Here is a 12,310-nt window from a genome sequence, read left to right as displayed (position 1 = left end):
TTCCTCAGTCAATCAGTTGAGCATCTTTAAGCGCCATCAACGCCGACAACCAGCGTGGATCCTGGCGATAATCGGTGCGGGCGAACCCCTGGCCGCGCATCCGCGCAATACGCGGCGACGGCTGGACCTTCAGGCGCTGGGCGGCACTCAAGGCCAACTCGGCGGCCGCACGGTCGTTGCACACCAGGCCCATGTCACAGCCGGCGGACAACGCCGCTTCGATCCGGCTCGCGGCGTCGCCAACCACATGGGCACCGGCCATCGACAGGTCATCACTGAAGATAACCCCGTCAAATTGCAATTCGCCACGCAGGATCTCCTGCAGCCAACGGCGCGAGAAACCGGCGGGTTGCGCATCGACCTGTGGATAGATGACATGGGCCGGCATCACCGCCGCAAGCTGTTTGCTCAAGCGGGCGAAAGGCAGCAGGTCATTGGCGCGGATCTCATCCAGGCTCCGCTCATCGGTGGGAATCGCCACATGGGAGTCGGCTTCGGCCCAGCCATGGCCGGGGAAGTGCTTGCCGGTGGCGGCCATGCCGGCGCTGTTCATACCGCGGATAAAGGCTCCGGCGAGCAACGCCGCACGCTCGGGATCACCCTCGAAGGCGCGGCTGCCGACCACCGCGCTGCGCTGGTAGTCGAGGTCCAGGACCGGCGCAAAGCTGAGGTCCAGGCCCACCGCCAGCACCTCGGTCGCCATCAGCCAGCCGCACTGCTCGGCCAGGTATTCGGCGTTCGGATTGTCGGCAAGCGCGCGCATCGCCGGCAAGCGTACGAAGCCCTGGCGCAGGCGCTGCACCCGTCCGCCTTCCTGGTCGACCGCCAGCAGCAGGTCCGGGCGCACGGCGCGAATCGCCGCGCTCAGTTCGCGAACCTGGCGCGGGTGCTCGATATTGCGCGCAAAGATAATCAACCCGCCGACTTGCGGCTGGCGCAACAACTGGCGATCTTCAGCCGTCAACCAGGTACCGGCGACGTCCACCATCAGGGAGCCTTGCAGGGCAGTACTCATAGGGAATCCTTGGACAAAAGTGCCCATTGCCCTCGCGGACCTGCACGCCAGGCGGCGACAGACAGGCACGGCAACGCCTTGCCATGGACAGCGCCAGGCAAGCGGGAACGGGCAAGGGAGGCTTGGAACAAAAAGAAATCAGGCATGGGCGGCAGCTTAGCGGATCAAAGCCGGCGCGCCCACCCGTACCTTATCAAACCTTGGCAGCCGCAGCCGGTGCCGGTGTCGACTTGCTGCGCGGGCGCAGTTGCGCCGCCGCCATGGAGGCATCGGTGACACCGCTGTCGGCACGCATGCCGGCCGCGAGGAACGGCACCATCAGGCGCATGACCTGCTCGATGGAGGTATTGACCCCGAAGTCGGTCTCGGCAATCGCCCGCAAGGCCTTGATACCCGACATGCTGAACGCCGCCGCGCCGAGCATGAAGTGCACGCGCCAGAACAGCTCGATCGGTGGAATCCGTGGCGCGGCATCGTTGACCAACAGCATATAGCGTCGGAACACCTTGCCGTACATGTCTTCCAGGTAACGCCGCAGGTGGCCCTGGCTCTGGCTGAAGGCCAGGCCCAGCAAACGCATGAAAATCGACAGATCGTTACCACTACGCGGTTGTACCACCAGCGCCTGCTCGACGAGGATTTCCAGCAGCTCTTCCAGCCCGGGCTTGACCTCGGGTTTGGCCTGGCGTCGCTCCAGCTCACGGTCGAGGCTGATGCAGAACGGGCCGAGGAAACGCGAGAACACCGCCTGGATCAGGGCCTTCTTCGAGCCGAAGTGGTAGTTCACCGCCGCGAGATTGACCCCCGCCTTGCTGGTGATCAACCGCAATGAGGTCTCGGCGAAACCTTTTTCCGCGAACAATTGCTCGGCAGCATCGAGAATGCGTTCAACGGTTTCCGACTGGGCCATGGTTACTCCGCCTGACAAACACTTGTTTGAAACATACGTTTCAGCCCTGGGAATGTCAAGTCTGGCGGTCCGTTCGTGGCCCACCGGTCGAGCATTAAATCATACAAATCCTGGCCTGTAGCCATCCTCGGCGGCCATAGCCCGGAGACCGTCCGGCGGACACGAGAAAAAGGAGGATTGCCAAGCGCCTTGCACTGTATATAATCCCAGTCACTGTATAAAAAGACAGAGCGCTCAACATGATAAAACTGACGCCACGCCAAGCCGAGATTCTGGCCTTTATCAAACGATGCCTGGATGACAATGGTTATCCGCCGACCCGCGCGGAAATCGCCCTGGAGCTGGGGTTCAAGTCACCGAACGCGGCCGAAGAGCACCTCAAGGCCCTGGCCCGCAAGGGTGCGATCGAAATGACCCCGGGCGCATCCCGCGGCATTCGTATCCCCGGTTTCGAAGCCAAGAGCGATGAATCCACCCTGCCGATCATCGGCCGCGTGGCCGCCGGTGCGCCGATTCTCGCCCAGCAGCACGTCGAGGAATCCTGCAACATCAACCCGACCTTCTTCCATCCCCGGGCCGACTATCTGTTGCGCGTCCACGGCATGAGCATGAAGGACGTCGGCATTTTCGACGGTGACCTGCTGGCCGTGCACACCTGCCGCGAAGCCCGCAACGGCCAGATCGTGGTGGCGCGGATCGGCGACGACGTCACCGTCAAGCGCTTCAAGCGCGAAGGCAGCAAGGTCTGGCTGCTGGCGGAAAACCCCGAGTTCGCCCCCATCGAAGTCAACCTGAAAGACCAGGACTTCGTCATCGAAGGTTTGAGTGTCGGCGTTATTCGCCGCTGAAGGAGGCGTCATGCAATTCCAGCAAACCCCACAACATGCACAACTTTCCCTGTTCGAAGCGTTCATGGCGCAACCCCTCGCGCCCCTGCTCAAGGAGGTGGTCGAAGCCCCCTGGAGCACTGAGCCAGAAGTGTTCAGTGAGCTGTCGTTGCGGGGCGCTGCCGGGAGTTGCCTGAGCCTGCTGGCACCGATCCTGCGGGAGTTGAGCCAGGATCAGGAGGCCCGCTGGCTGACCCTGATCGCCCCGCCAGCCAGCCTGACCCAGGCCTGGCTGCGGGATGCAGGGCTCAACCGGGAGCGGATTCTGCTCCTGCAACCCAGCAGCGCTCAAAACGCCCAGCAATTGACCTGTGAAGCCTTGCGCCTGGGCCGTAGCCACACCGTGGTCAGCTGGCTGAACCCGCTGAACGCCAGTGCGCGCCAACAGCTGATCAGCGCGGCTCGCCAAGGCGATGCGCAAAGTCTGAATATTCGTTTGGGCTGACGGTTTGAACGGCCGTCAGGGCCGGTGCGGCATGCTGATCGCCCAGGGCTTCTCCAAGACAGAGAAACCGACCTGAAACGTCATCCAGCGTCGAACGAGCCTCGGTTTCAATGAAGAACCCGTGGCCCGCCGTCGTCTTTCTCGATTTCACCTTCGGCCAAACGCCCAGCCATCTGCACGCCGACGCTCAACATGGCCTTGGCCACCTCGACGTGCTGGCCCTGCAGGAACGCCTTGGCATCTTCGGAAAAGTTAAGGGTCACCAGAGAACCTTCGTCCTCGGCCCGGCGCAGCTCGATGCGGCCGTCCGGCAGCTCGACAATTTCTAGAAAGGACGTAGGCATAGTGTCAGTTCTCCACGAAAGGCCATTATTGTATCAGTCATCAACGGCACCTCGCAGGAGAACTGAAGCGCTTTCTTTACCACTTGATGAACATCTGACAGATGGGGACTACTTTTTTCAAAGAAAAAGGCGACAAAATAATCGCCCTCTGTTCATCCATATGCCCGTTCAATCACTCAGCACTCGTTGAGCCCATCGCGAAAACGGATCGCCAGCGCCTTCAGGTTCTGCCGCCAGCTCTCCAACTCCTCACGCCCCAGATCGGGCGCCTCGTCCTCATCCAGGCTCACCGCCACGATCAACGGCTGCAACACGTCGCCCTTGACCTTCCTGGGGGCCTGGGGCGGCAGATACAGCGCGGCGTGGGCACTGATCAAGCGGGCCAGCCAGGTCTGCGGGCCATGGGCCAACTCCACCAGCTCGGCCATTTCCGGAATGGCGATCGCCTCCAGCACTTCGCGGGTCAGCAGCAACTCGGCCCGCGGCGCGGCGGCCTGGGGCAGGCGGTAGAAGCCGGCAATCTCATGGCAGAGCCCGAGCAGCGCACCGTATAGATGAAACACCGCGGCTTCGCGCTCGGCCTGGATCAGCGCCAGGGCATTCATCGCCCCGCTCGTCTCGGCCTTGCCCAGGGCTTCCAGGGCGAGGCCGGCGTAAAAAATCTTCTGGTTGGTACGGGTATAGAGTTCGTTGGCCATGACGGCGCGCTCCAGGGAAAAAGGCCACAGGCAGGTCAGTCAGTTTCAGGGATCGACCAAGTTCGCCGCAAGCCAAAAAAGACAAAGGCCGCGTGAAAACCCAAGTTTTCACGCGGCCCCGGTGCTCACACCCGATCAGCGGATCAGGTGCTCAGCTTACGAGCGCTTGTCTTCCACCGTCCATTTGCCGCCGTCGTAGAACGCCTTCCAGCCGGTCGGCTTGCCTTCCACTTCGGTCTGCACGTACTGCTCCTTGGTCTTGCGACTGTAGCGAATGACCGATGGACGACCGTCCGGGTCCTTCTGCGGAGCATCACACAGGAAGTGGTACTTGGGATCGATCTCGTCCTTGTGGGGAAGGATCTCGATCACCAGCGGCGCGCGGGTTTCACGGTTTTTCGGGAACTGGCTGGCGGCCAGGAACAGGCCGGAAGCACCGTCACGCAGGATATAGGTGTCGTTGACCTTATCGCACTTGAGTTCCGGCATCTTCACCGGGTCCATCTTCGGCGGCGCCGCGTCACCGCTCTTGAGCAGCTTGCGGGTGTTCTTGCAGGTCGCGTTGGTGCACCCGAAGAATTTGCCGAAACGGCCAGTCTTGAGTTGCATCTCGCTACCGCACTTGTCGCATTCCAGGCTCGGGCCTTCGTAGCCCTTGATGCGGTAGCTGCCTTCTTCGATCTCGTAGCCGTCGCAATCCGGGTTGTTACCGCAGATGTGCAGCTTGCGCTTCTCGTCCAGCAGGTAGGCGTCCATCGCCGTGCTGCAGATCGGGCAGCGATGCTTGCCGCGCAGCACCAGGGATTCCGATTCACCCTCGTCGTCGGCGGCGATTTCATCCCCCGGCACCAGGTTGACGGTGGCCTTGCAGCGTTCCTTGGGCGGCAGGCTGTAACCCGAGCAGCCGAGAAACACGCCGGTGGAGGCGGTGCGAATCTGCATCGGCCGGCCACAGGTCAGGCACGGGATGTCAGTCATCACCGGCTGGTTGGCGCGCATGCCGCTGTCAGGGCTTTCAGCCACTTCGAGCTTTTTCTTGAAGTCGCCGTAGAACTCGTCGAGCACGTTCTTCCAGTCACGCTCGCCCTGGGCCACGTCGTCGAGATGCTCTTCCATGCTGGCGGTAAAACCGTAGTCCATCAGGTCGGAGAAGCTTTCCGAAAGGCGCTCGGTGACGATGTCGCCCATCTTCTCGGAGTAGAAGCGACGGTTGTGCAGCGCCACATAACCACGATCCTGGATGGTCGAGATGATCGCCGCGTAGGTCGAAGGACGACCGATACCGCGCTTTTCCATTTCCTTGACCAGGCTGGCTTCGGAGTAACGGGCCGGCGGCTTGGTGAAGTGCTGGGTCGGATCGAGCTGGATCAGCTTCATCACCTCACCCTGGGCCATGTCCGGCAGCACATCGTCGTCGCCCGGCTTGCTCATCTGCGGCAAGACACGGGTGTAACCGTCGAACTTGAGGATACGGCCCTTGGCACGCAGCTCGAAGTCACCGGCGGCGACGCTGACGGTGGTCGACAGGTATTGCGCCGGCAGCATCTGGCAGGCCACGAATTGGCGCCAGATCAGCTCGTAGAGGCGCTCGGCATCACGCTCCATGCCCGACAGCTTGCTCGGGTCGGTATTCACATCCGAAGGACGGATGGCTTCGTGAGCTTCCTGGGCGCCGGCCTTGCTGCTGTAGACGTTGGCGTTTTCCGGCAGGTACTTCGCGCCGAACTCGCCTTCGATATAGGTACGCGCCATCGCCACGGCATCAGCCGAGAGGTTGGTGGAGTCGGTACGCATATAGGTGATGTAGCCCGCTTCGTACAAGCGCTGGGCCATCATCATGGTTTTCTTCACGCCGAAGCCCAGGCGGTTGCTCGCGGCCTGCTGCAGGGTGGAAGTAATGAAGGGGGCCGACGGCTTGCTGCTGGTCGGTTTGTCCTCGCGCTTGGCGATGGTGTAGGCCGACGCCTTGAGCTTCTCCAGGGCCGCCATGGCCTGGGCTTCATTCAGCGGCTTGAACGCCTCGCCCTTCTCCCGCGCCACTTCGAAGCGCACCTTGGCGCCCTTGGCGGTGCCGAGGTCGGCGTGGACTTCCCAGTACTCTTCGGGGTTGAACGCACGGATCTCGCGTTCACGCTCGACCACCAGCTTCACCGCCACCGACTGTACGCGACCGGCGGAGAGGCCACGGGCGATCTTCGACCAGAGCAACGGCGAGACCATGTAACCCACGACCCGGTCGAGGAAACGGCGGGCCTGCTGGGCATTGACGCGATCGATATCCAGCTCGCCGGGCGCCGAGAAGGCTTCCTGGATGGCTTTCTTGGTGATCTCGTTGAACACCACGCGCTTGTAGCGGCTGTCATCACCACCGATGGCTTCGCGCAGGTGCCAGGCAATGGCTTCCCCTTCGCGGTCCAAGTCGGTTGCGAGATAGATGGTGTCGGCATCCTTGGCCAGGCGGCGCAGCTCCTCGATCACCTTCTCCTTGCCGGGAAGGATCTCGTAGCGAGCTTTCCAGCCGTGATCCGGGTCGACGCCCATGCGCGAGACCAGCTGCTTGCGCGCCTTCTCCTTCGCCGTCAGCACGGGGGCTTCGCCAACCGCCGCCTTGCCGCGCTTGGCAGCGGGCTCTTTGGTGGCACTCGCCGAACCGCTGGTGGGCAGGTCTCGGATATGGCCGATACTCGACTTCACCACGTACTGGGTACCCAAGTACTTGTTGATGGTCTTGGCCTTAGCCGGGGATTCCACAATGACCAGCGATTTGCCCATGGATCAGAAAATTCCTGAATGCTAGAAGTGAGAGGCGGCCTGCGCCTGACGCGGCACCGCTATATATAGTGGCTACAAGGTGAGGTCAAGCGCAGGGTTCTGCGCGACCTCTCCTCAAGGCCTTGAAAAAAGGCTCGGTTCAGCTTGCACCAAAGCAAAGCGCGGGACCTGTTCGCCGTCAACCTCGACCGACTCCAGGAACATGCTCAAGGGACGTACCCAAAAGCCGTAATCGCCATACAGGGCTTGGTAGAACACCAGTTCCTCGTCGGTCTCGGAGTGCCGCGCAACGTTGAAAACACGGTACTGCGGCCCCTTGTAATGCTGATAGAGCCCGGGTTCCAATTTCATGTATCGGCTCCTTACAAATAAAAATAAAAAAATTCGGAAAAACAAAAGCCGGGGCACCAGGCCCCGGCTTCCTTCGACGAGACGCTTAGACGCGTTCGAAGACGGTGCTGATGCCCTGGCCGAGGCCAATGCACATGGTGGCTACCCCAAGGGTACCGCCATTCTGCTTCATCACGTTGAGCAAGGTGCCGGAAATCCGCGCACCGGAACAACCGAATGGGTGGCCCAAGGCAATCGCGCCGCCGTGCAGGTTAACCTTCTCGTTCATCTTGTCGAGCACTTTCAAATCCTTGAGCACCGGCAGGGCCTGTGCGGCGAAGGCTTCGTTGAGTTCGAAGAAGTCGATGTCGGAGATCGCCAGGCCCGCACGCTTGAGCGCTTTCTGGGTCGCCGGTACCGGACCATAGCCCATGATCGCCGGATCCACACCCGCCACGGCCATGGAACGGATCACCGCCAAAGGCTGGATCCCCAGGTCCTGGGCACGCTGGGCCGACATCACGATCATGCACGAGGCGCCGTCGGTGATCTGCGAGGAAGTCCCCGCCGTCACGGTGCCGCCCTTGGGGTTGAACGCCGGCTTCAAGGCCGCCAGGCTTTCCAGGGTGGTTTCCGGACGAATGGTTTCGTCGTAGTCGAACACCTTCAGGAAGCCGTTCTCGTCATAACCCTGCATCGGGATGATCTCGTCCTTGAACTTGCCTTCCACGGTAGCCTTGTGGGCCAACTGGTGGGAGCGCACGCCAAAGGCGTCCTGCTGCTCGCGGGTGATGCCGTGCATCTTGCCGAGCATTTCCGCGGTCAGGCCCATCATGCCCGAGGCTTTCGCCGCGTACAGCGACATGTGCGGGTTCGGATCGACACCGTGCATCATGCCGACATGGCCCATATGCTCGACGCCGCCGACGACGAAGACGTCACCGTTGCCGGTCATGATCGCCTGGGCGGCGGTGTGCAGCGCGCTCATGGACGAGCCACACAGGCGGCTGACGGTCTGGCCGGCCGCGGTGTGCGGGATCTGGGTCATCAGCGACGCCATGCGGGCGATGTTCCAGCCCTGCTCCAGGGTCTGGTTCACACAGCCCCAGATCACGTCCTCGACTTCGTTCGGGTCGACCTTGACGTTGCGTTCCAGCAGTTTGCTGATCAGGTGCGCCGACATGTCCTCGGCGCGGGTATTGCGGTGCATGCCGCCCTTGGAGCGGCCCATCGGAGTACGACCGAAGTCGACAATCACGACGTCTCTAGGATTCAAGCTCATATCGTTCACTCTCGCTCTAGTGTGGGCGCTTAACCGAAGAACCGCTGGCCGGTCTTGGCCATTTCACGCAGCTTCGCGGTCGGGTGGTACAGCGCGCCCAGGTCGGCGTACTGATCGGCCAGGGCCACGAATTCGGCGACACCGATGGAATCGATGTAGCGCAACGCACCGCCACGGAAGGGAGGGAAACCAATACCGTAGACCAGACCCATGTCGGCTTCGGCGGCGGTTTCGACAATACCGTCTTCCAGGCAACGCACGGTTTCCAGGCACAGCGGGACCATCATCCAGTTGATGATGTCCTCGTCGGTCACTTCACGCTGCTCGTAGATGATCGGCTTGAGCACTTCCAGCACCGACGAATCGGCGACTTTCTTCTGCTTGCCGCGCTTGTCGGTCTCGTAGGCGTAGAAACCCTTGCCGTTTTTCTGACCCAGGCGATTGGCTTCGTAGAGGGCATCCACCGCCGAACGGCGATCGTCCTTCATACGGTCCGGGAAACCTTCGGCCATCACGTCACGACCGTGGTGGCCGGTGTCGATGCCGACCACGTCCATCAGGTAGGCCGGGCCCATCGGCCAGCCGAACTTCTCCATGATCTTGTCGATACGGACAAAGTCCACACCGGCGCTGACCAGCTTGGCGAAACCGCCGAAGTACGGGAACAGGATACGGTTGACCAGGAAGCCCGGGCAGTCGTTGACCACGATCGGGTTCTTGCCCATTTTCTTGGCGTAGGCCACGGTGGTGGCGACCGCTTCTTCGCTGGACTTCTCGCCACGGATCACTTCCACCAGCGGCATCATGTGCACCGGGTTGAAGAAGTGCATGCCGACGAAGTTTTCCGGACGCTTGAGGGCCTTGGCCAGCAGGCTGATGGAAATGGTCGAGGTGTTGGAGGCGAGGATCGCATCTTCCTTGACCTGGGCTTCCACTTCCGCCAGTACCGCTTGCTTGACTTTAGGGTTCTCGACGACCGCTTCAACCACCAGGTCGACGTGACCGAAATCACCGTAGGACAGCGTAGGACGGATGCCGTTGAGCACTTCAGCCATCTTCGCCGCGGTCATGCGGCCTTTATCAACACGACCGACCAGCAGTTTCGCGGCTTCCGCCAGACCCTGCTCGATGCCGTGCTCGTTGATGTCCTTCATCAGGATCGGCGTGCCTTTGGAGGCCGACTGATAAGCGATACCGCCACCCATGATACCGGCGCCCAATACGGCGGCCTGTTTCACGTCCCTGGCGATTTCGTCGTAGGCCTTGGCCTTTTTCTTCAGTTCCTGGTCGTTCAGGAACAGACCGATCAGGCTTTGCGCAGCCGAGGTCTTGGCCAGTTTCACGAAGCCGGCGGCTTCGATTTCCAGGGCCTTGTCACGCCCGAAGTTGGCGGCTTTCTGGATGGTCTTGATCGCTTCGACCGGGGCCGGGTAGTTCGGACCGGCTTGACCGGCAACAAAACCCTTGGCGGTTTCGAAGGCCATCATCTGTTCGATGGCGTTGAGCTTGAGCTTGTCCAGCTTCGGCTGGCGCTTGGCCTTGTGGTCGAGCTCGCCGGAGATGGCGCGCTTGAGCAGTTCCAGAGCGGCTTCCTGGAGTTTTTCCGGAGCAACCACGGCATCGACGGCGCCGACTTTCAGGGCGTCTTCGGCACGGTTTTCCTTACCGGCGGCAATCCACTCGATGGCGTTGTCCGCACCGATCAGGCGCGGCAGACGGACGGTACCGCCAAAGCCCGGGTAGATGCCCAGCTTGACTTCCGGCAGGCCGATCTTGGCGCTGCTGGACATGACGCGGAAGTCCGCGGCCAGGCACATTTCCAGACCGCCGCCCAGGGCGATGCCATTGATCGCGGCGACAGTCGGCACGGCCAGGTCTTCGAAATCGCTGAAAATCTTGTTGGCTTCGAGGTTGGCAGCGACCAACTCGGCATCCGGCAACTTGAAGTTGTCGACAAATTCGGTGATGTCGGCGCCGACGATAAAGACGTCCTTGCCGCTGCTGACGATCACGCCCTTGACGGACGCATCAGCCTTGAGGGTGTCCACGGCCTGGCGCAATTCGCCCAGGGTTAGACGGTTGAACTTGTTGACGGACTCACCCTTGAGGTCGAACTTCAGTTCGACGATGCCACTTTCAAGAGCCTTAACCGTGATGGCTTTACCTTCGTAAATCATCAACTGATCTCCACGATATGGAAGCTGAACAGTACACGTCGGACGCGAGCGGATGGTACGGCACTGACGTTACCGTCGATGCTACGCCAAGCCGCCAGGCACACCCGCCAACGCGATAGTCGGGATTCTGTTTGGAGCCGTCTGATCAGACAAACGCTCAATTCATACGCCCGTTTGATTTGGGTGTGGACACCTTCACGGAATTCGCGGCAATTGTCAATTGCCGAAAACATTGCGAAAAAAACGACTTCCCGGTCATATTCCGGGCGTGAAAGCCCCCTGGGCGCCTGGCTTTATGGCCGCCCATTCAGCGAATCAATAGTGTAGCGGCGAGCGGCCGATCCCGCCCTGCGTCAAGCCAGGGCCTTGAGCACCGCCGCGATGGCCGGCAAGGCCTGGGCATCGCCGCGCTCGCCCCAATACACGGCGATCATCTGCTTGTCCGCCTCGATCTTGTAGGCGTTGTCTGGCAACGTGCGCAAATGCGCCAGCAGCTTGTCATCGGTCAAGATTTCCCGCCATTGGTTGGCCCAGACTCCCGGGGCGGTCTGCCAATAGCACCAGCACGGGCTATCGGCGCGCAGGCGCGGCCGATGGTATTGCGCACAGGGGCTCGGCGGCTCGTGAGGCAGCCAGTGCGGCCACTCCTGGGGCGCCAGTTGCATGCCCAGGCCGATGCGCCGCGCTTCCATGCGCACGGCCATCATCCCACTCTGGCGGCGCGATGGACGCAACCAGGCCAGGGGACTCAATACCAGCGCGAGGATTGACACCACTATCCATACCGTCATATCTAACTCTCTCGATTCTTGATGAGCGATGGGTTCGCCGCCGAACCAATCCGCTTGAAACCAGCCATACTTAAAGCTAATGCGATCCTCAGGAGTGCCTTTCATGAGCTACGAACACATTCTGGCAGCTGTCGACCTGACAGAAGAATGCGACCCGGTCATCAAGCGCGCACGCGAACTGTCGGTCAGCAGCGGAGCCAAGCTGTCCCTGGTGCATATCGTCGAGCCCATGGCCATGGCGTTCGGCGGCGACGTGCCGATGGACCTTTCGCAGTTGCAGCAACAGCAATTCGACCAGGCCAAGGAGCGCCTCGATCGGCTGATCGTCAAGTACCCGGAGGTCTCGCGGGACAACTGCCACCTGACCTACGGCCAGCCGCGCCAGGAAATCCACCATCTGGCCAAGGAACAGCATTGCGACCTGATCGTGGTCGGCAGCCATGGCCGCCACGGCCTGGCGCTGCTGCTGGGCTCCACCGCCAATGACGTCCTGCACGGTGCGCCCTGCGATGTGCTGGCGGTGCACCTGGTCAAACGCCCGACCTGATCCTGGAATACGAACCTGTAGGAGCCGGCTTGCTGGCGATAGCGGCGGTGAATGCATCGCAATCGCCAGCAAGCCGGCTCCTACAGGTTCGCGCAAGTCATAAAATATCGGC

General features: G+C 61.4%; 12 protein-coding genes. 3 read left to right on the top strand and 9 right to left on the bottom strand.

Annotated features, from left to right (window positions below; translation table 11 throughout):
- Window positions 1-4: 4 nt before the first annotated feature.
- On the bottom strand, window positions 5-1,003 hold the full coding sequence (gene nagZ / locus M5B42_RS01250; protein WP_177102616.1) for a beta-N-acetylhexosaminidase: 999 nt from the start codon (window positions 1,001-1,003) through the stop codon (window positions 5-7).
- A 205-nt stretch (window positions 1,004-1,208) separates the two neighbouring features.
- Window positions 1,209-1,925 carry a TetR/AcrR family transcriptional regulator gene (locus M5B42_RS01245; RefSeq protein WP_103496731.1) on the bottom strand — a complete coding sequence of 239 codons (717 nt, stop codon included), beginning with the start codon at window positions 1,923-1,925 and terminating at the stop codon, window positions 1,209-1,211.
- A 239-nt stretch (window positions 1,926-2,164) separates the two neighbouring features.
- Between M5B42_RS01245 and lexA the strand changes: the two genes are divergently transcribed.
- Both lexA and sulA read left to right on the top strand, forming a co-directional pair.
- Window positions 2,165-2,773: a transcriptional repressor LexA gene (gene lexA, locus M5B42_RS01240; protein ID WP_103496730.1), complete on the top strand. Its 609-nt coding sequence runs from the start codon at window positions 2,165-2,167 to the stop codon at window positions 2,771-2,773.
- A 10-nt stretch (window positions 2,774-2,783) separates the two neighbouring features.
- Window positions 2,784-3,257: an SOS-induced cell division inhibitor SulA gene (gene sulA, locus M5B42_RS01235; RefSeq protein WP_152737317.1), complete on the top strand. Its 474-nt coding sequence runs from the start codon at window positions 2,784-2,786 to the stop codon at window positions 3,255-3,257.
- Between the two features lie 107 nt (window positions 3,258-3,364).
- Here the strand turns inward: sulA and M5B42_RS01230 are convergent, their stop codons facing one another.
- The 7 genes from M5B42_RS01230 to M5B42_RS01200 all read right to left on the bottom strand — a co-directional run bounded on the left by M5B42_RS01230 (window position 3,365) and on the right by M5B42_RS01200 (window position 11,651).
- The gene (locus M5B42_RS01230; RefSeq protein ID WP_100939176.1) at window positions 3,365-3,601 is read right to left on the bottom strand and encodes a hypothetical protein; all 237 of its coding nucleotides are present in this window, start codon (window positions 3,599-3,601) and stop codon (window positions 3,365-3,367) included.
- A 176-nt stretch (window positions 3,602-3,777) separates the two neighbouring features.
- Window positions 3,778-4,299 carry a DUF6586 family protein gene (locus tag M5B42_RS01225; RefSeq protein WP_248744805.1) on the bottom strand — a complete coding sequence of 174 codons (522 nt, stop codon included), beginning with the start codon at window positions 4,297-4,299 and terminating at the stop codon, window positions 3,778-3,780.
- Between the two features lie 156 nt (window positions 4,300-4,455).
- Window positions 4,456-7,071, bottom strand: coding sequence for a type I DNA topoisomerase (gene topA, locus M5B42_RS01220; RefSeq protein ID WP_177102493.1), 2,616 nt, complete (start codon window positions 7,069-7,071; stop codon window positions 4,456-4,458).
- A gap of 114 nt (window positions 7,072-7,185) precedes the next feature.
- Window positions 7,186-7,422, bottom strand: a complete 237-nt coding sequence (locus M5B42_RS01215; RefSeq protein ID WP_100939173.1) for a DUF1653 domain-containing protein — start codon at window positions 7,420-7,422, stop codon at window positions 7,186-7,188.
- Between the two features lie 85 nt (window positions 7,423-7,507).
- Window positions 7,508-8,683: an acetyl-CoA C-acyltransferase FadA gene (gene fadA / locus M5B42_RS01210; protein WP_103496726.1), complete on the bottom strand. Its 1,176-nt coding sequence runs from the start codon at window positions 8,681-8,683 to the stop codon at window positions 7,508-7,510.
- Window positions 8,684-8,712: 29 nt separating this feature from the next.
- Window positions 8,713-10,860, bottom strand: coding sequence for a fatty acid oxidation complex subunit alpha FadB (gene fadB / locus M5B42_RS01205; protein WP_103496725.1), 2,148 nt, complete (start codon window positions 10,858-10,860; stop codon window positions 8,713-8,715).
- Window positions 10,861-11,213: 353 nt separating this feature from the next.
- Window positions 11,214-11,651 carry a hypothetical protein gene (locus M5B42_RS01200; RefSeq protein ID WP_103496723.1) on the bottom strand — a complete coding sequence of 146 codons (438 nt, stop codon included), beginning with the start codon at window positions 11,649-11,651 and terminating at the stop codon, window positions 11,214-11,216.
- Between the two features lie 103 nt (window positions 11,652-11,754).
- Here M5B42_RS01200 and M5B42_RS01195 point away from each other — a divergent pair, with 103 nt between their 5' ends.
- A complete protein-coding gene (locus tag M5B42_RS01195; RefSeq protein WP_248744804.1) occupies window positions 11,755-12,198 on the top strand; it encodes a universal stress protein in 444 nt (147 codons plus the stop codon).
- Window positions 12,199-12,310 lie beyond the last annotated feature (112 nt).

Origin of the sequence: Pseudomonas sp. MWU12-2037 (genome assembly GCF_023242345.1) — a bacterium.
GTDB lineage: Bacteria > Pseudomonadota > Gammaproteobacteria > Pseudomonadales > Pseudomonadaceae > Aquipseudomonas > Aquipseudomonas gingeri_D.
The sequence above is the reverse complement of the archived record's forward strand: the minus strand, read 5'-3'. Positions and strand labels throughout refer to the sequence as shown.

Coding starts and splice junctions, on each gene's coding strand:
- M5B42_RS01245 (WP_103496731.1), bottom strand. CDS start 1,925: ATGGCCCAGTCGGAAACCGTTGAACGCATTCTCGATGCTGCCGAGCAA.
- lexA (WP_103496730.1), top strand. CDS start 2,165: ATGATAAAACTGACGCCACGCCAAGCCGAGATTCTGGCCTTTATCAAA.
- sulA (WP_152737317.1), top strand. CDS start 2,784: ATGCAATTCCAGCAAACCCCACAACATGCACAACTTTCCCTGTTCGAA.
- M5B42_RS01230 (WP_100939176.1), bottom strand. CDS start 3,601: ATGCCTACGTCCTTTCTAGAAATTGTCGAGCTGCCGGACGGCCGCATC.
- M5B42_RS01225 (WP_248744805.1), bottom strand. CDS start 4,299: ATGGCCAACGAACTCTATACCCGTACCAACCAGAAGATTTTTTACGCC.
- topA (WP_177102493.1), bottom strand. CDS start 7,071: ATGGGCAAATCGCTGGTCATTGTGGAATCCCCGGCTAAGGCCAAGACC.
- M5B42_RS01215 (WP_100939173.1), bottom strand. CDS start 7,422: ATGAAATTGGAACCCGGGCTCTATCAGCATTACAAGGGGCCGCAGTAC.
- fadA (WP_103496726.1), bottom strand. CDS start 8,683: ATGAGCTTGAATCCTAGAGACGTCGTGATTGTCGACTTCGGTCGTACT.
- fadB (WP_103496725.1), bottom strand. CDS start 10,860: ATGATTTACGAAGGTAAAGCCATCACGGTTAAGGCTCTTGAAAGTGGC.
- M5B42_RS01200 (WP_103496723.1), bottom strand. CDS start 11,651: ATGACGGTATGGATAGTGGTGTCAATCCTCGCGCTGGTATTGAGTCCC.
- M5B42_RS01195 (WP_248744804.1), top strand. CDS start 11,755: ATGAGCTACGAACACATTCTGGCAGCTGTCGACCTGACAGAAGAATGC.